The organism is Terrimicrobium sacchariphilum, from assembly GCF_001613545.1.
Classification (GTDB): domain Bacteria; phylum Verrucomicrobiota; class Verrucomicrobiia; order Chthoniobacterales; family Terrimicrobiaceae; genus Terrimicrobium; species Terrimicrobium sacchariphilum.
The window spans coordinates 806,741-828,248 of the sequence record NZ_BDCO01000002.1 but is presented as its reverse complement, the minus strand read 5'-3'; the positions used below and the strand labels follow the sequence as shown (position 1 = coordinate 828,248).

Here is a 21,508-nt window from a genome sequence, read left to right as displayed (position 1 = left end):
AGAAACCGACAGGCAAGACTCGTCAATACCATGGCGGCCCCCGAGAGGGACGCCCTCACCCGGCCGGGGATAGCCCGCGACGGCAGCCAGGGAGCGCCGCCGCAAGCCGTCCGGCAATAAAGTCTATTTATCCAGGATCATCGGCAGGGCATCGACCAGGCGCGACACCTTGCCAGCGAGGAAGGGATTTGACCCGCTGCGGTCGATATTCCCGCCCTCAACGCCGATCGCGGAGAACCCCGCGAGCCGGATCGAAACAACCCCGGCCCCGGAATCTTCCATGCCGATCACGCGATGGCGGCGGGAGGGATCAATCCCTAGCCCGACCCGCGCCGTCTCGGCATAGAGCCACGGATGCGGTTTGGGCGCGAGTTCTCCCATCGTGCCGCACTGGCCTTTGCGAATGGCATGCCCGGCGCTGATGATGGCGTCGTAAAACTCCAGCGGATCGCCCATCTTGAGCGTGCGAAAGGCCGACAGCACCTCCGGCCAGGCCTTTTCATAAAGCCCCGACGTGACGAGACCGATCTTTACGCCGTTCTCCTTCAGCTTGTACAGAAACTCATCCAGCCCCGGGGCGGGTTCGAAGGCATTCGGCCGCCCGCGCCCCGCCATGATCTCGCTCATCTCATGATGAACGATGTCAAAGTAATGCCGCCGGGCTTCCTCCACGGTTTTGTCGGGACAGTATTTGTCGATGCAATAGCTGAGATGCTCGCTGACGGAATGCCCGGAGACATGCGGTTCGTCTTCCGCCTCGAGCTGAAATCCCGCGTTCCCCAGCAGGCGCGCCGTCGTCTGCTCGATCACCCAGATCCAGAAATGCTCGCTATGCACGCTGGTGCCGTCGAGGTCCATCAGGACAGCCTCGGCCGGCCCCTCGTACCTCGCCTCGTGCAGCGGGTACAGCGCGGGATAGCCCATCTTCGACCGGATATACACCAGCGTCTTGTCGGCATGGACGATGAGCTCGGAAACCCGGTCGAGCGGAGTGAAGATCGCCTTCACTCCCTCCTTCCCTACGCGAAACATGCCATCGCCGCCGACCTCCAGCGATAAGAACTCCCGCTGGATCTCGTCGGTGACCGGGCCTATGCCGGGGATATGATCGACCATCATCGTACGCAAAGGGTGTAGATTTTCCGCGGTGCGACGGTGATTGCCACCTTCGCCCCATCGACAGATAGCGGCTCCAGCACGCTTTCGTCCATCCCGCACCGTTGCGCCTCCGAGATCGTCTTCCCAAATATCACGGGAACCTCCTGCGGCTTATCGGTGGGATTGAAGAGACGAATAATGAGTCCCTCGCCATCCTCGGCCTGCTTCACCGCGCTCACATGCACTGCGGAATTGGAGATACAAAACAGCGACTGCTCGCCCGGGAGCGAACCCTTGCCCCGGCCCGTCATGATGGCCCGCACGGGATGCGCCGCATCATCGGCCTGCTGCAGCAGGACATTGGACTTCCAGTCACCGCCGGCCGCGACCAGCGCGTAACGGAAGACCTGCCTGCCCGGGCACTGGATGCCCTCGTCGGGCAGCTCGGTCAGCTTTTCCTCGCTGACGGCCAGCTTGATGCGGCAGGCGCGGAGAAGCGTCAGCGACAGGGTCGAAGCATCATCCTCGCGGGCCTCAAACTCAAATAGCCCCTGCGGGAGAACCGCAAAGGTCTCTCCGCCATTTTCCAGGCAGGCAAAGGTCTGCAGCGGATGCGTGCCAAAGGCCTCCTCGACCCAACCGGTGGAGTCCGGCAATTCCACGGGCCGCGAGATCACATCAAAGTGCGTGTCCGCCGTGCTGACCTTGGCATCGAGATGCGTCGGGAAATTCACCCTCAGCCAGTGGTCCTTTGCCACATTGTCGAGCCGCACCGTGACATCGAGGCGGGGCGACCCGTGGTTCAGTCGATATTCGACACGCACGGGGATTTTCACCAGCGTCTCGCTGCGGCCCGTTCCATCGCCATAATCGGCCGGAACCGCGAAGTCGTAGACCGCCTCGATCGTTCCCACGAGCGGACCCGCTTCCTTCACGCAAATGACGGCATTCGCGCCGACGCTGCTGTATGTGCGGTCAAAGGTCGGCGCGACATGCTTCCAGGCGTTGCCGCATTCACCCTGGCTCGTGAGGTAGTTCACGCCCTCGTAAACCTTGCCGGTCTGCTTGCAAAGCAGGTCGACCGTTCCATTCGCGTTCACCGAGACGCGCAGGTGTTCATTCTCCAGGGTCGTGTCATTGACCACGATGGACCCGCGGGTCCGCAGGTCGACGGTTTCGGGAATGATGTCGTACACGCGATAGCCGAGCGCAGGGAGAGCCGTGAGCTTCGCATGGAACTTGATGCGGCTGGAGTTGAGGATGCGCGGCACCTCCCAGATGCTGTCGACAAAGACGCTGGATTTCTCGCTGCTGATCGGCTGCCGCGCCACCTCGGGGTCCGATGGAGCGGTGAGACGCGCCGCCCTCGCCTTGTAGGTCGAGGGAATCTCCAGGTCGACCGGCACAATGGCGTCGCGAGTGAAGGGCAGCGAGTTGAAAACGATGAGCTGGAGAGCGTTGGCGGGACGTCCCTCCGGCGAGATATTCCGCGCGATGTGGCACATCGCATCCTCGGAAACGATGTCGCCGATATCCGAGGCCTTGGCATACCGCCCGGCGATTTCCTCGCAGACCGCATCCGGCGCGCAACCGCCGTTGGCATCGTGGGTGTGGTTCGAGAGCAGGATGCTCCAGCCACGATCCAGGTAGTTCTTCGGATACTCCGCCCCGAGCGTGGCCGCGAGTGCAGCCAGCGGCTCGGCATAACGAACGAGGCGCGCGGTCGCGGAGAAATCCTTCTGCTTGAGATACGTGCGGGCGCTGACGGTTCCCGGGAAGAGAAACGTCCACATGCCCTGCTTGAGATACGAGCGTTTCTCGCCCTTCAGCACCGCGAGCTTGCTGCGGTCGAGATGCTCCTCCGCCGCCGCCCAGAATCCCTCCAGATCCGTATGCTCGATCGTGTACTCGCCCCGGAAAATCTCCTGCGCATCCTTGATGATCTGCGACTCCAGCGGATGGGCGACCGAGATGTCGTGCCCGTGCATGGCGAGAAACACCGGCGTGGTAAAGTGCGACCCCTCGCGCTCGATCATGTCGCGTACCGCCTGCTCAAGGCGCGACCGGTCGTACCGCAGCTCCGGCTCCTGGAGATCAAAGGCGAGGTCCTCCCCGGCCTGGCCGTCGGCGATCCGGACCGGCACCTCCTCGTGGGCATCCCACTCGTAAGCCTTGTCAAAGACCGCGTCCGCCGTCACCGCACGGTGGACCTGGTAATACCAGTTGTACCGCGCATACACGGCGAAGCGGCTCGCGGTGAGCTGCGTGCCATCGGGCGCCTCCCAGATCCACTCGGCATCGGCCTCATGATGCGAGATGCCGCGGTAAAACATCATGTATTTCTGCCCAAACTCCGCGAGGATCTGCGGGAGCTGGCCGGTCTGTCCCCACGAGGACGGCGTGTAGGCCACCGTGCCGACCTTGCCACCGTATTTCTCCACCGTCCGGCGGCCCCAGAGCAGATTGCGGACGAGCGACTCCTGTCCGATGCTGAACTCCTCGGCCAGCGTGTAGTAGGGGCCGAGGATGAGCCTGCGCTCCTTCACCAACTTCTCCACCAGCGCACGGCGTTCCGGGCGCATTTCCAGGTAATCGTCGATCATGATGGAGTGGCCATCCATCGTGAACGAGGCGTAGTCCGGGTCCTTTTCCAGGATGTCGAGCGTGACATCCATCATCGTGAGCAGCCGTCGCCGCGTCTTTTCAAAAGTCCGCCGAAACTCGCGGTCCCAGTGAGTGTTGGAGACGACCTTGATCTGCTGAATTTGTGAGCTTTTCATTTTCTGTACCTAAACGGTTGGTGCTTGGCGTGGAGATTCTGAGTCCGGGGCGGCATCGGCTCCCGGGATGGCGACTTCATAGACCTGGCAGTCGCCGCTGCGATCGGAACTGAAGACGAGACTGCGGCCATGCAGAGCGGTGATCGGGTGCGCGTGCGTGTCCTGGTCCTCGATGGTGGTGTCGTGCCGGCAAAGATCGACCACCCGGGGTGGCGCGCCTCCGGGTTGCGGATCGATCAGGGAGATCATTCCATCCCGTCGATCCACCGCCAGCCGCCGCCCATCGGGCAATCCCGTGGCATGCCAGAAATCCACTCCGTCGATCGCCGTCTCATGCAGCAACTCCCCCTCCCAGGTGCGCGCGGCCACAAACGCCCTTCCATCGCGCGAACCGTGATAAACGACGCTCCGGCCGTCGGAGGCCCAGTTTTCGTGCGACCGCCATTCGCCCTTGGCCTCCGGGGCGAGTGGCCGGAACGAACCCTCCGCCTCCAGGCACCAGATGCGGTCCGGCAAAGGCGCTCCATCTCCGCTGCCCTCAAGGTTGAAAATCATCCGGAGCGAGCCTGCCGGGTCAAACTGCACATGCGTCACCCAAAATGGCACCTCCGCCGCGATGCGCTGCGCGCCGGTATCCCTGTCGATGAAGTAAAGCCGCGTCCTCAGCCCACCCGCCGCCATGCGCGTCGGCACGTGATCGAGCTGTTCCCATTGCGTTCGTTCCTCGGCGAAAGCGCGCGGGTCCGTCACCGGCACGCAGAGCGTCTTTCCATCCGCCGAGATATGGGTAAATCCGCCATACCAGCCGGCAGGCAGTGTCGCGAGCGAATGTTCCGTCGGCTCCGGGTCATCGAGATCCACCTGAAAAACCCGATCATCCCGGATGTAAAACAGGCGATTGCGAAAAGGGTCGAGGCAGGGCGAGACCTTGCTGAGTCCTGTCAGTCCGCCCAGCGGATAGACATAGCTCCGCAGTGTCCCGGCGGCGTTGTTGCTCAGTCTGCGGATCGCCCCATCGCGCCGGTCGATCGCGTAAAGATTCGGATGCCCGGACCGCTCCGACAGGAAGACCAGCCAGCGATCGTCCGCCGTGACGCTATGCGTCGTGAAATAAAGATGGTGATTCTTGCCCGGTCCCTGCGTCCATTGAGTCACCTCGGCTCCGGTCGAGGCATCGCATGCGCTCGACCGCTCGGAGCAATGTGAGATTTTCACGGGGTGGCAAACGGCTGCCTATTGCCCGGCCCGGTTCGAAATCGCCTGATCGTCGGTCCGGAATGGCGTGGCGGGCAAACCCGCGCCGTTGGCCAGGTTGGCGGTGACGGGATTGATCGCCCAGGCATAGCGCACCGCGACAGGCTGCTTCACCTCCGCACTGGAGACCGCCACCTTGTCGCCCTCGATCACCGCATCACCCCAGACCCACTTTCCATCAGTTCCGGAAATGGCAAAGCCCTTGAGCGGCCCGCCGCCCTGCACGACCAGTCCCCCATCGGTGTGGGTAAAGCTGATGACGACGCGGTCGCCTTGCACCGTGCTGCCGGCGGGCAGCGGTCCGGACATCGCGACATCCTTCTGGCCGTACACCGAGGCGAGCGCCCAGTTTGCGAGACGCCGTCCGGCCTCCTGCTTGTTGAGCGGGTGGTTGGACTTCTCCTCGCCCGTCCCGAGCAGCACCGCCAGGCCCGTATTGGGAAGCTCAAGGGACTTGAGTTCCCCCTCCCGGACGAGCACGCGCCCGTGGGTCTGCATCGGCTCGGTCTGCGCGGGTCCGAGCTCGGGCAGTTGCACCGTGAGGAAGGCAAAGTCGTAGCCCCAGCGCGCACGCCAGTCCTTGATCATCGTGGCGAGCTGGAGACCATAGAGGTTGGCGTGTTCGGTGTAGGAATTGGCCTCGCCCTGGTACCAGAGCACGCCCTGGATCGCGAAGGGCACGAGCGGCAGGATGCGGTCGGCAAACAAATAACCCGGCGCTTTCTTCTGTGCGGCGACTGCCTGTTTGCCCTCCACCTCGACCGCCTGCTGGCGATCGCTTTCCGCCTGCTTGGCATCCTCGCCCGCTGCCTCGGCGACATCTCCCTTGGCAAACAGCGGCTGGAGACCGGGTACGGCCTTCTGCGCCTCCGGGCTGGTCCACAGCTCGATCGGCGTGCCACCCGAGGACATGTTGAGCAAGCCCACCGGAGCGCCGGTCTTTTGATGAATGTCCCGGCCAAAATAGTACGCCACCGCCGAGAAGGTCCCCGCCGTTTGCGGGCTGCAAATGATCCACTTCTTGTTTTGAAACATCCGGATCTTCGGCCAGTTGGCCGCCGCGATCTCCGTCGCCGCGTCTTTCGCCTTCGCCACCGGCAGGGCCATGTTGGATTGCCCGGAACACAGCCACACCTCGCCTGCCAGCACATCGCTGATGGTGACAGGCGCTCCCGATCCGCCCTGGACGGTAAGAGTCAATTCCTCACCGGACTTCAGCGGGTCGAGCGTGACCGACCATTTTCCATCTGCCGCAGCCTGGGCTTCCTTCACCTGCGCACCAGCCCGCACGGAGACCTTTTCACCCGGCGAAGCCTTGCCCCATACCGGCACAGGCCGCCCGGCCTGGAGCACCATGTGGTCGGAGAAGACCGGCGGCAGTTGCACATCGGCCAGAGCGAGCGAGGGAGCGACGACGCAAAGCAGCGACGCCAGCAAACGGGAGGTTTTCACTTTTTGAAACAGAGATCGACGGCAGGAAAAGGAGAGGCTCATTGGGGACGGGAAACAACACCCCTGTCTCCGCTCATTCGCGATGCCAGAGCTGTTATGGGATTAATCATCCATCAAAACCGGGAATGCCGTCCATGCGATCCGCATCCCGGTTCTTGATATTTTCGCCCACTTTTCTCCAGGCTCGATCGTTCTCCACCCCTGCGAAAAATCCGACGTTTCCCGCAGGGCTGCCGGGCTGGCAGTCACCTACTCGATCCGATAAGCGTTCAGTTCCATCGGCTGCGAGTCGATGACAAACTGCAGATCGCCGCCGGAGTCGGTCGTGGACATATACTTGTCAGTGACGAGGTCCTTCAGCTTGGCTCCAGCCTTGCCGGGAACCTTGATCGTCAGCTTTTTGCCTTCGTACCCCTTGTAAGCGACGCCGAGGTAGGTTCCCTTGTCGGTCGGATACAGCCGCGCCTTCACGTCTGCATCTCCCTGGTCGATCACCGTTCCCTTGACCGCCGGCAGGGCGAGGAACGCCTGGGCAAACCGCCGATGCGCGTCGGCAAAGCCACGACCGTACGTATAGACTGTGTAGTTCAGCGTGCGCGCGTCGCCATGGAAGTAGGCGAGAAGCTCCAGTGCCATGCTGAATTCCGGGCCGCCCGGGGTGATCATATTGCCCTCATACTTCGGGTTGATCATGCGGGCGTTCACCTCGTCATAGGAGACGACGTTGCTCACCGCCAGGCCGTCGGCGGTCTGGAAGTAATTCAGGTATTCCGGCTTGTCGGCATAGCAGAGATAATTCGCCGGGGCAAAGATCTGGATGCCGGGCGTGTCGCGGTAGAGTTCCGGCCGGATGCCGTAGTCCGCGCGATTGATGCCCTTGGAGGCATCGCCAAAGTTCCCCGTCCGCATCGTCTCGATGTAGTCGGCGGCGGTCAGCTTGCTCCGCTCCTCGCGCTCGGCCTCGTAGGCGGCTTTCCCGCCCGTGGGACCGGATTTCGCGACCTTGGCCTTGAAGGCCCAGGCCGTGATGTCGGGCAGGATGATGCCAAATTTATCGGGGTCCCAGTTGTAGTAGTACAACTCCATGCCGGGACGGTAGCTCTGCAGGAGAGCAGCGAGCTTCTTGTGAAAGTCCGCCCGCTTGCCATGCCACCATTCGTCATACTTCGCCCGCATCTCGCCCGCCGCCCAGGCGGCGCGTTGCGCCTGCCCGCCAGCCGGTAGCGCGATGCCCGTTTCCTTGGAGAAAAGCTCCAGGTCGGCTTCGCCATAGGAGATTTGTACGCGGTCGCAGCGGATGCGCCACAACACGCCGGTGAGCTGCGGATTGTCCTTCACGTACGGCTTGATGAGATGATCCATCAGCTTCTGCAGATCGTCCCACGACGCCTGGTTCAGCAGGTTGGCCGACCATTGGGCAAAGCGGTTGGGCTTGGCCAGCTTGCCATCCACCCCGATGGCCTTGGCATCCTCGGGCAGATCCATCGAGCCGCCCCACTCGAAGCGCGGGATGTAGTCGATACCCCACTTCTTCGTCGCCTCAAGGAAGAGTTCGTGCTGGGTCTTGCGGCCAGGAATGGGCGACGAGGCCGGTTCGCCGGTCGTCGGATCGTACGGCTTGTTGGCCCAGTAGTTGTGCTCGTCGATGACGATGGAGGTGTAGCCATTCAGCGGATCGCTGTAGTTCATGAAGGTCCACTTGAGCATGATCGGCGAGATCGCCGAGTAGCCCATGAGCTTGGCGTACTTCACGAAGTCCTCCGGATTGCCATCCGGCTGGCGCTCCCAGTCCAGCGAGAGCACGCGATTGGGCAGCCCCTCGGGACGATGAATCACCGGGGCATCCTTCTCGGGATTGATCTCGTAGAGCTTGATCTTCGCGACCGCCGGGCCGCCTTCCCACATGCTGTAAAAGCCCTCGGGACCGATCTTGTTCATGAAATAGACCCAGAATCCGTTCTCCGCCGGGGCCGTGCCGGTACCGCCCGTGCCCGTGGTCTCGTCGTCGAGAGGCACGATCACGTCGTACCAGTTCCACTTCTGGCTGATCGGCCAGTTGTCATAAACATCATCCGGTTTGCCGACACCGCTCTTCCATCCCACATCCATGAAGTTCTGCCCGACCTGCACCTCGATGGGAGAAAAGCGGGGCTTGTCTTCCGGGTACTCGATGCGGAGCAGGTAGGTCGACCGGGGGTTGAGCTTCCCGCGTCCCACGCGATAGGCAAACCAGCCGTACGCGCTCTCGCGGGCCTTTTTGCCGAGGATCTCCGTCACCTTTACGTCGACATCCGAACCGGCCGGCATGCGCTCCTGCGCCTTGATAAAGCCGCTTTGCAGGTAGGGATGCGCGTCCTCAAAGATCGGCTTGGAGGCATCGATCTCATCGATCAGCTTCAGCTTCCCGTACGGAGTGTCCTCCAGCGTCTCGGGCAGCGCAGGCAGCGGCGTCGTGTCGCGCTTCAGGAAGGAAAGCCGATCCATCTCGCGACGACCGGCGTAAAGCGGCATGCCCTGCGCGTCGTTGATGATGAGCTGCGCCCAGAGCCGCCCGCTCAGGTAGACCTTGCGTGAGGTTTCCAGGTCGACCGGCACCGTGGCGGTGGCGATTCCCTTGTCTCCCGTGACCAGCGGAGCCTGACCGGAGGCGAGCGCGGTGCCGCTGGAGTTCACCAGCTTGAACTGCACCTGCGCTCCCGCCGCCTGGGCGAGTTCCCCGGGGAAGGAAAAGATGATCTCAAAGGGCTGGCCCTGCTGGGCATCGCTCAGGTCAAACAAATCGGGCGCGACAGCCTCGCCGCCGGGCTTGCGAAATTTCACCGTGTAGGGATCGAGCTCCGCCACGAGCGGGCCTTTGATGAGTCCGCTCTTCTTTCCGATGAAGGTGATGTTGCCTCCCCAGATGCGGATGGTGATCTGGTTGTTCTCCCCGTAGCGGATGAGGGCGGGCGGCACGATGTAGGTCCGCGTATTCCAGTTGTTGTACTTGTACTCGCCGTTGAACCCGCCAATGCGCTGACCGTTGAACCACGCGTCGTCGTCAGCCTTGATGTCGCAAAGCGTGATCTTCAGCGGAACACCCTCGAACTCCTTGGGCACGAAGATCTGCTGGCGATACCAGCCGTACCCGTAGTGCTCGATGCCCTGCGCCTGCCAGTCCAGACCGGACTTCAGGACCTTCCACTGGGAATCGTCAAAACCGGGTGCGAACCAGCTCTCGGTCATTCCCTTGTCACCGGGATCGGTGGCAAAGCGCCAGTCGCCCTCGAGGCTGATGGCGAGCTTCTGCGTCTTCCACAGGTCGTCGTAGTACGGCGCATTGCCGACCGCCAGGTCCTTGATCTCGACCTCCGTACCCGCCGGCGCACTGGCAACGCGGAAACCGATTCCCGCCACTTTCGAGAGGTCCTTCAGCCCCATGTCCGCCACTGGCAGGATCACACGCTTCCAGTCGCCCGGCTCGGCCGTGAAAGCCGCCTGGTTGGTCCCGGCGGATTTGCCGCGCTGCAACGGATGAAAGGTCATTCGCGCCGGCTTGTTGCTACGACAGAGGAAGGTCACGTAGTTCGCCCGAGCCTTGGCCCATACCGACCCATTGGCCGCCGCTTCACCGGGCAGGAACACCCGGACCGTCATCTTCCCCGGGTCCATCCCGTCCGTCTTGAGACGCAGAAAACCCCCGTCCGCACTCTCGATGGAAAATGGCGCGCTGCCTCCGGTCACCACCGGTTCCGTGGTCCACGAGGCCGCGTTCGCCGCGCTGAACGCGTCGACCGGAGTCACGGTCGTCTTGGCGGGCTTGATGGGACGCACCGCCACCGGCTGGGCGGCAAAGGGTGTGGGAGCCGGCGTCTGGGCATATGCGCTCAGGCTGAACGCGCCGACAAGGATCAGGACAGGTACGGATTTCATCGCGGATTTACTCGGCTGTGCGGACATTCGAAATGGCGGCGGTTCCCGGTTCGAGAGTTGTTTTCCCTTTTCCGACCGCGACTGAGAATTTTGTGATGGGGTAGTGGATCACTCCGTCAGCCGGGCCGCCGAAGCTTTTGTTGGCCGGCTTGGCCAGGTCGACCGTGAGGGTCTCCCATTCGCCTGCCGCCTTGGAGAGCAGATTGTACTGGTGGGTTTGCTTGGCGGAATCCTCGATCCGTACGATCACTTTTATCTCCCGGTCGGCCTTGACGTCAAAGCGCAGCTCCGCAGGCCCCTGCGCGATGTCGACCGGAGTCCCGGCCAGCACGTAGGCGCCTCCGCCGGTGAAATCATACTCGATCACGAGCGCATCGCGGCCATCCACAGTTTCCAGCCTGCAGGTTCCTTTTGCGCCAGGAAACTCATAGCCGGGATAGAACGCCCATTTCTTTCCGCCGAGGACATCGAGCACGGTTTCACCCGCCAGGGATGAACCCAGGAGCACGGCAAAAGCAATGAGGCCAAAACCCACGCGAACGAGACCAGGGGAACGGGACGCAATCATAGGGGGAAGGGTACTTTTCATAGAATAATCAGCAATTGCAACCAGACTGGCGCACTGGCGAGGCAGGGAATTACCCTGCCAGCACAGCGGGATCGCCTGCCGGTGCCGCCGCCACCTCGGGGAGATGATCGACTGCGGGAGAGGTCCACTCATCGAGTCGGAGAAGGGAATCCACCTTCACCGGCAGGCCGGTGCGGAAGGACTCATTTGCCGCGATCCCCGTAAGGATCGAGCGTGCTCCGTCGATGTGATTGGCCGCCCGATGAAACGGGTCCGGGAATGGCTTCCCGCCGAAAATCTCGTCGAGCATGATCGGATCGCCGCCGCCATGACCGCCCTCGCTCGGGGGTATCTCCACCACGACAGGCTTCTCAAACATCGGAAACAGCACGATCTGCTCGGAACTCGACATGCCCTCGGTGAGAGCGCCCGTGCCGGCATTGATGTAGGAGGCCTCCTGATGATTGACCTCGATGCGTCCCTTCGTGCCGTTGAAGGCGATGCGATAGCCCTCCCATGGGGCATACGTGTAGAGGCTGTAGCTCATCTGCGCGCCGGACTTGTAACGCACCAGGACATTCATCGTGTCCTCGATGGTGATCCCGTCGGAGAAGACACTCTGGTCCCGCCGATAGCCATCTTCATGCTCCGCGTCGAGATAGAGATGGCTCAGGTTTTCCGATTTGCGCAGATCGAGGGCAAAGGGATCATTGGCTGCCGCGGCGGAGTCTTCCGTCCCGCGCTCGTAGAATTCCGTGACGCCCCGCTTGAGAGCGTTCTCCCGCCCATAAAAGCCGAGATTGCCAAAGGCAAAGACCGTCTCGGGCGACGAGTCGAGCCACCAGTTCACGAGATCAAAGTGATGGGTTGCCTTGTGTACCATCAACCCGCCGGAGTTCTTCTTATCGCGGTGCCACCGGCGGAAATAGTCCGCTCCGTGGTTCGTATCGAGGAGCCATTCGAAGTGCACGGACTTCACCTCTCCGATCGCTCCCTCCATGATGAGCTCCTTCACCTTGGTGCGGAGCGGGGCATACCGATAGTTGAAGGTTACAATCAGCCGCCGTCCCGTGCGGGTCACGGCATCGAGGATCGCCTCGCACTTTTCCACATCCACGGTGAGCGGCTTTTCCGTGATCACATCGCAGCCGAGATCCATGGCCCGTACGATGTACTCGTGATGCGTGCGGTCGATGGAGGACACGATGACCACGTCGGGCTGCTGCTCGCGTACCATCCGGTCAAAGTCCGAGGCCGGATAAGTGGCCACAGGCTCCGCGTCAAATTTCTCTGCGATCTCGCGATTGTAGAAATCCATCCGCGTTTGGTTCGTGTCGCAAAACGCCACGAGAGCGCAGCGGTCGCGATAGGTCGAGGAAAGCGCTTGGGTAAACATCCACGAGCGTCCTCCCGTCCCTACCAGGGCAAAACGGGCAGGGGAGCCATCCGGGTGTACGAAAGCGGGAGGAGATTTTCGTTCCATTTCAAACCAAAGCTTTCCATCGAAGCCCGGATTCCGCCATAGGGGAAACGCTCAAATACTTGATACTTTCGCCCAATCTCCTACCTTCAGGGGCGTGTTCCTATTCTACCGCAACCAGGGGGAGCGCCAATACGGAGACCACCCCGTCCAACCCTATCCGCGAGGCCGGTGGGAGTTTCAGTTTTTTCTGGAAGGGGAGTTCAGCGTCGTCCTTTTGCAAAACGGGATCAAAAAGAACGAACGCCTGAAGGCGCCCATGCTCATCCTCACGGGTCCGGACTGCGTCCACGGCTGGGCTGGGAAACCTGGCGACCTGACCCGCAATATCATTTTCCATTTTGATGAGGCGGAGTATCCCATCCGCTCCATCGTCGGGACGAATGGCTGCCGGAAGGTTGCCTTTCAGACCTCGGAGATCCCGATCATCCAGGCGCTTTACGACCGGTGCGACGAGGCGAGGAAACGCCTCGGCACCACGCCGCTCGAGGTGAGCAAGCGCGCGGGCTTCTGGGAGCCGCTCATCTACAAGATCGTCGCCGCCGAGCTCACCATCTTCTTCCTGAAACACATCCCCAAGACGGAGTGGGGCGCCCCTCCAAACTATGGAGAGTCCAAGGTCAAGGAGGCCATGGCCTGGTATGAGGCAAACATGGCAAAAGCACCCAATATCGCGGAGGTCGCGCGCGCCATTCACCTGTCTCCCACCCATCTGCGCAGGCTCTTTCACAAGGTGCGCGGCACCTCGCCTCAGATCGCCTTTACCCATGTCCAGTTTGAACGGGCCAAATGGCTGATGCGATCTCCCGAGATGACCCTCGAGCAGGTCGGCGAGAGCACGGGCTTTGGCAGCGCGAGCGCCTTCTCACGCGCCTTCAAGACAGAGTTCGGCATGTCGCCGCGCGAGTTTCGACAGAAGTCTCTCGGCAAACAGACAAAGGCGGATCTGCTCGCGGCGGCCAGCCAGCGGCGGAGTTGACCCCGGGGCACGGCCTTCCCTCGACAGCCCTCAGCGCGACGAAACTCCCCGGCGCTCCGGCGGCCTGGCCATGAGATCGCCGATCGTGAGAGTCAGGCTTTCCGCCGGGCGGCGTTTCACGAGGTAAGCGTGCGGGCCGCATTCATCGACCTGCCATGTCGTGCGCCCGTCGTCCTCGACCTCGCATCGGCCCCGGCAAAGCTCCCAATCCTCCCCCGTCCCGCGCACGGCATAGAGCACGGCGGTCTGGTCCCAGCTCGCGCGGCCATTTTCCAGCGCATTGTCCCACAGTCGATAGGCGGTTTTCACCGGGTTGTCGTCCGGCGTCCCCTGGAGGCAGGGCCCCGTGATGATGTCGCTCCCCACCTCGTAGCCGGAGAAAACAACCGCCCCCGGCCACTCCGCGACCAGCGCTCGGGAATACCTCGCCGAGCCGTTGGCTCCGAAGTTCCACCCGGGACGCTCCTCCACGGGAAACGCCCCTCCCATCACCACCCACTCCTTCACTTTGAGGGCAACCAGCCCATGGCCATTTGCCGGCGAAAAGTCACACGGCCCGGAATGCAGCAGGGCGAGAAGCCCCTTGGTGTGTCCGATGGAAATCACCGTTACCGAACGATCCGGCGCAGAAGCCAGCGCCCGGCGATACACCGCCACCTGATCCGGCACGTCGTCGCACGTCCGGACGCGATGACCATATCGCTGAGCATCACTTGCGATCGCCTCCAGGAAATCATTCCGAGGATCGCCCACCTCGTCGCCCTTGGCGGCTCCGATGGGAATCTCCCCTCGCCCGTAATACTGATTGATCGCCGCTATGCAGCCGGGACCGAACTGGTTTTTCTCCGAGCTGTAGATGCAGGCGAGGATCTCCACCTCGCCCTGGTCCGCCAGCGCATGCAGCACGGCCATGGCTCCGGCGTCATCGCAATCCGAGCCCATGTCGGTATCGAGTATCACGCGCACAGGGACCTTGGCCTCAGCAGTCATCAGTGGGAGAAGATGCGGCATCTTTAGCCAGATTGTTGCCCCGACCGCAAAGCTATTGAGCAATTCGTGCCATTCGCGGAAACAAATCCGCCCTGTTCGCTGGCAATGAGAGCGAACAGGGCGGTGACGATTTTCCCGGATGTGATCAGGCCTGACGGCGACGACGCATCGTCATCACGAGGAGCAGGCCTGTGCCGAGCAGAGCGATCGAGGCTGGCTCGGGAACAGCCGTCACGTTCAGCTTGATCTGGCCGGCCATGCTGTAGTCGAAGGTCGCACTCGAGATGTTCGACGAAAGCGTACCGAGAGCGAGGCCGGAAAAGGTATCCGCCGAGAGCGCTGCGCCGTTGTTTGTGTAGAAGTTGAAGAGTGTGAACGTGTAGGAGCCCGACTGGATCGAGGCGTCGAGCGTGAGGTTCACCGCATTGGCCGAGAGAACAAAGTCTCCCGACGAGTAGTTCCACACATTCAGGCGGTCACTGGTCGAGGCCGTCCCGAGGTCGAAGCTGAACTGCGCTCCCGAGTTCATCGTCAGGAGGGGAGCCGCGGTGCCGCCGCCATCCAGCACGAGCGTACCGATGGAGCTCACCGCCGTGCTGTCGCCGGGAGCCAGGATCGCTCCAGATGCCACCGAGATGCTGTTGCCCGTGCCGGGACGAATGATGCCCGTGCCGCCGAGCGTACCCGCCGCGACGGAGACGCTGCCCGTACCCGTGCCGGAGTTGCCAGCCGTCTGGGCCGTGTTCACCAAAAGGACGCCTTCGCTTACGGTGGTGCCACCAGTGAAGGTACTCACCCCCCCAAGGACGAGCGTACCCGACCCGATTTTCTTCACCGTCGTGCCGGTGCGCGTCGTCGCGGTGGAATCCGAAATCACTCCCGTAAGCTTGAGGTTGCCCGCTCCGCCAAGCTCCCAGCCGTTCCCCACTACGGTATTGTTGCTACTGGACGTCGTGAGGTTGCCCGCATTAGTCAGGGTCGTACCGGCGTTGGAAACCTCAAACGTGGATACCGATGCCCTCGCATCATGCTGAAGAACCTGATTTGCGGTTGCCGTAGCCCCGGAGTAACGCAATGTGCCATTGCTCGCATTGCCGCCGATAGTGATCGTGCCTTTGCCCAAGGTGCTGTTACCGCCTCCCGAGGAAAGCGTGGACCCGGTGACAACGCTGCCGCCCGTGATGGAGAGCGCTCCGAAGGAGTTGTTCGTGTTAGTCAGCGTCAGGCCTGCCGTGCCACCCCCAACTGCCATGGAGTTCACGGAAATATTCGCATTAAGCGTCTGGGCGGAGGAGGAGTTGAAATTGAAAAGGTTCGTTCCCGTAATGGAAAGAGCCTTGCCGTTTTCATCGATCGTCGCGCTGCCCCCGATGGTGATCGAGCGAACACCACCAGCCCAGGTCTGATCCGCTGCCAGGATGATGGAGGCCGATGAATCAAAGTTCGAGCCGCCCGCAGGCACCGAGGCCAGCGAAATGCCCGACGCTCCGATCGTCAGCGTGTTGCCCACCTTGATGGACAGGGTCCCGGTCGCTGTCGCGTCAAAGCTGATTCCGGCCACCGACATGTCTGCGCCGAGAAATACACTTTTATTTCCGCCCATCGTGCTGGTGATCGAAATAATATCTCCAGCCCCCGGAGGCCCCCCGGAAACATAGGAACCCGCGAGATTCAGGTTGGTCGTATTGTTAGCCTTCTCCACGTTTGCCGCGTGGAGGCTGTCGAGCAAACCCAGGGTGGAGGCTGCCGCCGAGACGGTCAGGGCCATCCGCAACGAGCGGCGCAGGATGGTTGCCTGCCTGGTTCCGTGAATGATGGATGTTTTCATTTCGCGTGGTTCTTGAGGTGGAGGGACGATGGGGTGAGTTTTCTAATCCGGATGTGATTTATTGCGCTAAAGGTCATATGAGTCAAGTGGAATCCCGAGGACCAGGCTTACTGGGAGGCCACGTGGCCGTCGAGATAGAGCAGGTTGCGCTTGCCCCGGTGCACGGGCGAGGCCGGGAGGGCTGCCGCCCAATCCGCCCCGGAAATTCCCGGCAACTTGCGATCGACATCCTGCAGGACGAGGATCGACGAGGGCGAGCCAGGCAGGGCCAGCATGCGCATCGGCTCGGCATAGCTGGGCGCCGGGTAGCCAAAGGGCTTTACATGCGCGCCGTCGACGACGACGTCATTAGGAAGATAATAGCTAACACCGATGGGATTTTTCGTTTCCCTCTTCCAGGCGGGGCATTGCAGCATCGGGACGACGCGATCCTGCGCGGTCGGCTCGGGCAGGCCGAGATAAGGATAGATCATATAGGCCAGCATCCCCTGGTATTTCCGGCTGCTTACCGGGATCTGCCCGCTATTCAGCGGCCCCGGCAGCTGACCGGCCGCAGGCTTGTACGGATAGGCCGGGAGGCTGAAGGTGTTGTCATTCACATAGGCGACGATCCCCTGCCCCACGGCGCGCAGGCTGCCCACGCATTTCGCGCTGTCTCCCGCCGAGCGCACCACCCGCAGACCTGAGAGCGTCATGGCTGCAAGCACGGCCACGATGCCGATGGCGGCCAGCAGTTCCATCAAGGTAAACCCCGATCGGCCGCCGCCACCACGAGCCGGGCGGGACGACGAAAGCAAGGGGGATGGATGCCTGGGGAGAAACATCATGCGGGAGGAGGGAGGACTATGGAGCCTTGGCCGGGTCTCCGGCAATAACAACTCCCGTCTCCACACCGGAACCCGACCCGGTGGCCGAGAGGCCGACCAGCTTTTTCAAAAACGGCCCGGGATTGGTCACGACGTTGTCGGCGATCTTCACGTCGCTGCTTTCATTGATCCAGATGAGCGCCGTGGGATCGACACCCTTCTCCGCGCCAAAGGTCTTTTCATTGCGCATGGGATTGATGAACTGGTTGCCCCGGATGGTGATGTCCTGCGCGGAACAGACGAGGATGTTCAGGCCGTCGATGTCCTCGAAGCGGTTGTTCTCGATCGTGATGTTGCGATGCCCTCCCGGGCGCGGGATGTAAGTGCGGCCATTGAAGGCCAGGATGGTCACCGCCCCGGCATGCCGCAGCAGCCCCGGGCGGCGATTCGTCGAGACGCTACGGAAGGTGTTGTTGCGCACGATGACATTGCTGGAGTAATCCGCCTGGCTCCAGATGCCCGTCTCCGTATTGAACTCCACCGCCGCGCGGCCTGTGTTTTGAATCGTGCAGCCCTCGATCAACCCGCCGGGCGCCTGGGCGTAAACTCCGCGCGCCGAGGTATCGCGGATCTGGGCGTTGCGCACGATGAAGTCGCCGCCGCAGTCGTTCTGGTTGGCCAGAAGCCACTGCCGTTTGGCGGGAATCGGGCGATCGAGGGTTAGCTCGATATACCCGGCATTCTTGCGCGGCCGGAAGGCCGAGTAACGATTTCCGGGATCGTAGGTATTCTGGTAATCCGTCAACGCTTTCACCCCGGTGATGATCGCTTCGCCAGCGAGGGCTAGGTTTTCATCGTAGAAGTGCAGCTTGTCACCCGGGCGGCCGATCATCTTCGAGCGGGTCATCGGCACGCGATAGGCAATGATGCGATTTTCATTAGCCTCCAGCACCATCGCATAGGTGCCGTGAATGGCGATGGCATCGTCGTTCAATCCCTCGAAGCGGCAGTCGATCACCTTGGGGCCGATGCGGGCGTCGGCGCTGTGCAGGCCGTCGGCATTGGCTGCGAGCAGCGGGGCGTCCTTGGCCCCCTCGGGCATGTCGCGGTAGCTGATCGAGCAGCGCTCGTAGAGATTGTTCCCCTCTCCGCCGGAGTCCTGGAAGCAGAAGCCCGACCCGCCGCGCACGGCGATGTCGGTGAACTTCATGCCTCCGCATTCGAAGGCGCGCAGGTCGGTGTAGACCGCTCCGCGCATGGCCACGAGGTCGCCGATGTTGATCTTCACGGGGGAGGACGCGATGTTCTCCGTCTTGATCCGGAAAAGCCCCGGCTCGATCTCCTGCGCGTCCTTGGTCGTCGCGGCGCGAAGCTCGGTTTTCCAGATGCGCGTCGCCGGGTCAAAGAACAAAAGCCAGGCGTGTTCAAAGGCCTTCGGGTCCAGCAGGTCAGTGGGATAGCCCGCCGCGATGCGTACGTCGATCTGGCTGCCATCCGCCGAGAAGGCCTCGACCCGGCCCTGGGTAAAGGTCACGGCCTCCTTCCGCAGTGTCGCTCCGCTGAAGGAGACATTGGTGCATTTCTGGAAGGTGATGCCGGAGCGGAAGCGGTCGGTGAAGACCAGCGTGACGCCCTCGGCCTTGATGGCGAGGTCGCTGGCATTCTCGACCACGATGTGCCAGGCATCCGGGCCGCCGCCGGTCGGCAGGGGCGGGAGGCGGTAAACGCCGGGCGGGATCACGAGTTCGCTTGCCTTGTACTTGATGGCATAGCGGATCGCCGCCTGGAGATTCTCGGGATGATCGGGCGAGAGGAGCGGCGGGGCAGGCGTTTCTCCCGGTTGCGCCGCGGGCGGAGGCGTCTGCGCGGATACCCCGAGACAGGAAACCAGCAGGGCGGCCGAGGCAGTGAAAAGGCGGAGATGACGGATGGGATGGCGCATCAGGTGGGAATACGGAGAAAGGTTGCTCATTTGCTGGATTCACCGCTGCGGGGCAGCACAAACGCGTTGGCGGGAGCCTGCTCTTCCGGCAGCACTTCGACAAGACCGTCCGGCACGGAATTCCCGGCTTCATTGCGGAACGCCTCGCTGGCGGAGCGCCCGGAGCTTTCCTGGTAGTTCAGCCACGGCTTGGTCGTCCACGGCGGATTGTACACTTTCACATTGTCGCCGCTGACCTCCGTGCCGGGGGTGAAGATCAGTTGGGCGACTCCGTTGTTCCAGGCCTGCACGTTGTGCAGCACGGTCGGACCGCCCTGCGCAAAAGCGATGCCCCAGCCGAGATTGGAGAAGCTCTGGAGGTCGCTGGCCGTGGTGGTCGAGCCGCCGCCATTGGCGATGCCATTGTCATTACCCCAGAACTTTGCCCCACGAATCTCGCAGACGATCTGGTCGTGCGAGGAAAAGCCCTCATCCAGATTATTAAAGCCCTCGATGTTTTCAAAGAGGAGGTCGTGTCCGCTGCCGTGGAGATTGAAGCCATCGTTCAGGCTGCCGGAGGCCTTGATATTCCGGTACGTCTGATAGGACGCATTGGTGATCTGAATGACAGGCTGACGAAGCGAAATCTCCCAGCCCTCAGGACTCACGCCGGGCAGCAGGGTGAGCGTCCCCTCGCCAGGGGAGTACGTCGCATATTTGGTGAGTTGCGCGGTTTGCGCATCCTGCACCACGCGCTCGCCCTGGTAGGTCAATACCACGGGCAGCACCGGCAGCGTCACCTTTGGGTTGTTGCTCACCCAGGCGCCATCCTTTTTGACGAAACCCTGCGCGGCCGGAACCTTCGCGAACCAGGGCTTCAGGTCGCACACGTAGCTCTCGCCCACTTTCTCAAATCCCGTGAGCGGATCAAATCCCGTCACCGTCTCGCCGGAGCCGTCCACGGTGATCGGCTGTCCCGGGAGACCCGAGGCCGTGATCATGAGCACCTCGCGGTAGGGTCCGCTGCCGGGCGCGACCTTGATCGTATCGCCGGGCTGGGCAGCCTTCCCCGCGGCTCGAATGGACGTGTATTGCCCTCCCCCACGCTTGTCGACGACCAGCACCCGGCCACTTTCGGCCTGGGCAAACGCCGCACAGGTTGTTGCAAGGAAAACCAGGATGAGGGGTGATTTCATGGCGGGCGGGAGGATTGGGAAAGACCACCTCCGCACACGGAGCGAGAGGCAGCATGCGCGGCAATAAATCACATCCGGATGTGATTGTCAACATGCCATGGGAGAGATTCCCGGCGAGCGACTTTGCTCCTTGCGATTCCGGTCACTCGGCGCTAGCTCTGGGAGAGGCAGTTATGTCGAAAAAGAGCGCCAAACCAAAAACGGATGAGAATCGAAAGGTCCGATCGACTCTCGATCTCGCCAAGTACCTCGGTCTCTCCGAGTGGACCGTGTCGCGAGCCATCAACGGACACCCCGAGGTCAAGCAGGCCACGCGGGAGCGCGTGCTGGCGGCGATGCAGGAGCTGGGCTTCCAGCCCAATCCACTGGCGCGTGGGCTGAACGGCAAGTCGACCGGACTCATCGGCATCTGCTTCGGGCATCCGCGCAGCCCTCTCGTGGTGGACAAGATCGCCTCGCTCGACGAGTTCCTGCATGAGAAGAGCTACCGGGGCGTCCTCGCGATCAGCACGCAAAACCCGGAGGCCGAAAAGACCATCCTGAGCGACTTCCGCCGCATGCGGGTCGACGGCGTGATCCTGATCCAGTCGTATTCGCAGCGCGACGAAATCGACCGGTGGCTCGGCGGTCTGCCTGCCGTGCACGTCGATCCGGTCGAGCCGGAGATCGGCCCGTCGGTGTACTTTGACCGCAAGCAGGCCATGCACCTCCTGGTCGATCACCTGTACACGCTCGGCCATCGCACCTTTGGCGCGCTGGGCTTCTCTGCCTCCAACCCCTGGCGCTGGAACGGCCTCGTGAGCGCCCTCGAGGATCACGGCCTCGACCCGGCGAAATGCCTGCGCTCTTTTGAACTCCCCGCGCCCGGCCTCGAATCCTACGCCGACGGCATCCAGCTCGCGGAGATCGTGCTTTCCTCGAAGAAGCCACCGACGGCTCTGATGGCGGTGAACGACCTGGTGGGCATCGGCGCGGCACGGCATCTCGTGGACTGCAAGTTCCAGATCCCGGGCGACTTCTCGCTCACCGGCTTCGACGATCTCGACGTGGGCCAGTACGTCGTCCCCTCCATCACCTCGATCAACCAAAGCCCCCGCGTGAGCATGCGCCGCGCCGTCGAGATCCTGCTCAAGACGATCGCCGCCCCTGCCACCAAGGAGATCGTCACCATCGACCCCATCCTCAGAATCCGCAAATCCACCGGGCGCCCCGGCCACCGCTAGCCCCGGCCCAATTTCATTTGA

Annotated in this window: 14 protein-coding genes; 2 read left to right on the top strand and 12 right to left on the bottom strand. The window is 62.3% G+C overall.

Annotated features, from left to right (window positions below; translation table 11 throughout):
- Positions 1-123 precede the first annotated feature (123 nt).
- The 7 genes from TSACC_RS04285 to TSACC_RS04255 all read right to left on the bottom strand — a co-directional run bounded on the left by TSACC_RS04285 (position 124) and on the right by TSACC_RS04255 (position 12,547).
- Complete coding sequence (locus tag TSACC_RS04285) at positions 124-1,119, bottom strand: HAD family hydrolase (RefSeq protein ID WP_075078152.1); 996 nt, start codon at positions 1,117-1,119, stop codon at positions 124-126.
- Positions 1,116-3,878, bottom strand: coding sequence for a glycoside hydrolase family 38 N-terminal domain-containing protein (locus tag TSACC_RS04280; protein ID WP_075078151.1), 2,763 nt, complete (start codon positions 3,876-3,878; stop codon positions 1,116-1,118). Before TSACC_RS04280 ends, TSACC_RS04285 begins: the two co-directional genes overlap by 4 nt.
- Positions 3,879-3,887: 9 nt before the next feature.
- Complete coding sequence (locus tag TSACC_RS04275) at positions 3,888-5,093, bottom strand: oligogalacturonate lyase family protein (protein ID WP_075078150.1); 1,206 nt, start codon at positions 5,091-5,093, stop codon at positions 3,888-3,890.
- A gap of 18 nt (positions 5,094-5,111) precedes the next feature.
- Complete coding sequence (locus TSACC_RS04270; RefSeq protein WP_153811251.1) at positions 5,112-6,584, bottom strand: sialate O-acetylesterase; 1,473 nt, start codon at positions 6,582-6,584, stop codon at positions 5,112-5,114.
- A gap of 249 nt (positions 6,585-6,833) precedes the next feature.
- On the bottom strand, positions 6,834-10,496 hold the full coding sequence (locus TSACC_RS04265; RefSeq protein ID WP_169809530.1) for a beta galactosidase jelly roll domain-containing protein: 3,663 nt from the start codon (positions 10,494-10,496) through the stop codon (positions 6,834-6,836).
- A gap of 7 nt (positions 10,497-10,503) precedes the next feature.
- Positions 10,504-11,064 (bottom strand): hypothetical protein, encoded by a 561-nt coding sequence (locus TSACC_RS04260; protein ID WP_075078147.1) that lies wholly within the window; start codon positions 11,062-11,064, stop codon positions 10,504-10,506.
- 70 nt (positions 11,065-11,134) lie between these two features.
- Complete coding sequence (locus TSACC_RS04255) at positions 11,135-12,547, bottom strand: Gfo/Idh/MocA family protein (RefSeq protein ID WP_075078146.1); 1,413 nt, start codon at positions 12,545-12,547, stop codon at positions 11,135-11,137.
- A gap of 94 nt (positions 12,548-12,641) precedes the next feature.
- Here TSACC_RS04255 and TSACC_RS04250 point away from each other — a divergent pair, with 94 nt between their 5' ends.
- Complete coding sequence (locus TSACC_RS04250; protein WP_075078145.1) at positions 12,642-13,523, top strand: helix-turn-helix domain-containing protein; 882 nt, start codon at positions 12,642-12,644, stop codon at positions 13,521-13,523.
- Between the two features lie 30 nt (positions 13,524-13,553).
- Here the strand turns inward: TSACC_RS04250 and TSACC_RS04245 are convergent, their stop codons facing one another.
- The 5 genes from TSACC_RS04245 to TSACC_RS04225 all read right to left on the bottom strand — a co-directional run bounded on the left by TSACC_RS04245 (position 13,554) and on the right by TSACC_RS04225 (position 20,264).
- Complete coding sequence (locus TSACC_RS04245; RefSeq protein ID WP_075078144.1) at positions 13,554-14,513, bottom strand: nucleoside hydrolase; 960 nt, start codon at positions 14,511-14,513, stop codon at positions 13,554-13,556.
- A 145-nt stretch (positions 14,514-14,658) separates the two neighbouring features.
- A complete protein-coding gene (locus TSACC_RS04240) occupies positions 14,659-16,341 on the bottom strand; it encodes a beta strand repeat-containing protein (RefSeq protein WP_084400180.1) in 1,683 nt (560 codons plus the stop codon).
- 107 nt (positions 16,342-16,448) lie between these two features.
- Positions 16,449-17,168, bottom strand: a complete 720-nt coding sequence (locus tag TSACC_RS04235; protein WP_084400179.1) for a prepilin-type N-terminal cleavage/methylation domain-containing protein — start codon at positions 17,166-17,168, stop codon at positions 16,449-16,451.
- A gap of 16 nt (positions 17,169-17,184) precedes the next feature.
- Positions 17,185-19,119: a right-handed parallel beta-helix repeat-containing protein gene (locus tag TSACC_RS04230; protein ID WP_084400178.1), complete on the bottom strand. Its 1,935-nt coding sequence runs from the start codon at positions 19,117-19,119 to the stop codon at positions 17,185-17,187.
- Complete coding sequence (locus TSACC_RS04225; RefSeq protein ID WP_075078140.1) at positions 19,116-20,264, bottom strand: hypothetical protein; 1,149 nt, start codon at positions 20,262-20,264, stop codon at positions 19,116-19,118. Before TSACC_RS04225 ends, TSACC_RS04230 begins: the two co-directional genes overlap by 4 nt.
- Positions 20,265-20,437: 173 nt before the next feature.
- On the opposite strand from TSACC_RS04225, the gene TSACC_RS04220 reads away from it, so the two are divergent.
- Complete coding sequence (locus TSACC_RS04220) at positions 20,438-21,487, top strand: LacI family DNA-binding transcriptional regulator (protein ID WP_169809529.1); 1,050 nt, start codon at positions 20,438-20,440, stop codon at positions 21,485-21,487.
- The last annotated feature ends 21 nt before the right edge of the window (positions 21,488-21,508 follow it).

Coding starts and splice junctions, on each gene's coding strand:
- TSACC_RS04265 (WP_169809530.1), bottom strand. CDS start 10,496: ATGAAATCCGTACCTGTCCTGATCCTTGTCGGCGCGTTCAGCCTGAGC.
- TSACC_RS04240 (WP_084400180.1), bottom strand. CDS start 16,341: ATGAAAACATCCATCATTCACGGAACCAGGCAGGCAACCATCCTGCGC.
- TSACC_RS04245 (WP_075078144.1), bottom strand. CDS start 14,513: ATGACTGCTGAGGCCAAGGTCCCTGTGCGCGTGATACTCGATACCGAC.
- TSACC_RS04285 (WP_075078152.1), bottom strand. CDS start 1,119: ATGATGGTCGATCATATCCCCGGCATAGGCCCGGTCACCGACGAGATC.
- TSACC_RS04255 (WP_075078146.1), bottom strand. CDS start 12,547: ATGGAACGAAAATCTCCTCCCGCTTTCGTACACCCGGATGGCTCCCCT.
- TSACC_RS04260 (WP_075078147.1), bottom strand. CDS start 11,064: ATGATTGCGTCCCGTTCCCCTGGTCTCGTTCGCGTGGGTTTTGGCCTC.
- TSACC_RS04225 (WP_075078140.1), bottom strand. CDS start 20,264: ATGAAATCACCCCTCATCCTGGTTTTCCTTGCAACAACCTGTGCGGCG.
- TSACC_RS04220 (WP_169809529.1), top strand. CDS start 20,438: ATGTCGAAAAAGAGCGCCAAACCAAAAACGGATGAGAATCGAAAGGTC.
- TSACC_RS04230 (WP_084400178.1), bottom strand. CDS start 19,119: ATGAGCAACCTTTCTCCGTATTCCCACCTGATGCGCCATCCCATCCGT.
- TSACC_RS04280 (WP_075078151.1), bottom strand. CDS start 3,878: ATGAAAAGCTCACAAATTCAGCAGATCAAGGTCGTCTCCAACACTCAC.
- TSACC_RS04235 (WP_084400179.1), bottom strand. CDS start 17,168: ATGATGTTTCTCCCCAGGCATCCATCCCCCTTGCTTTCGTCGTCCCGC.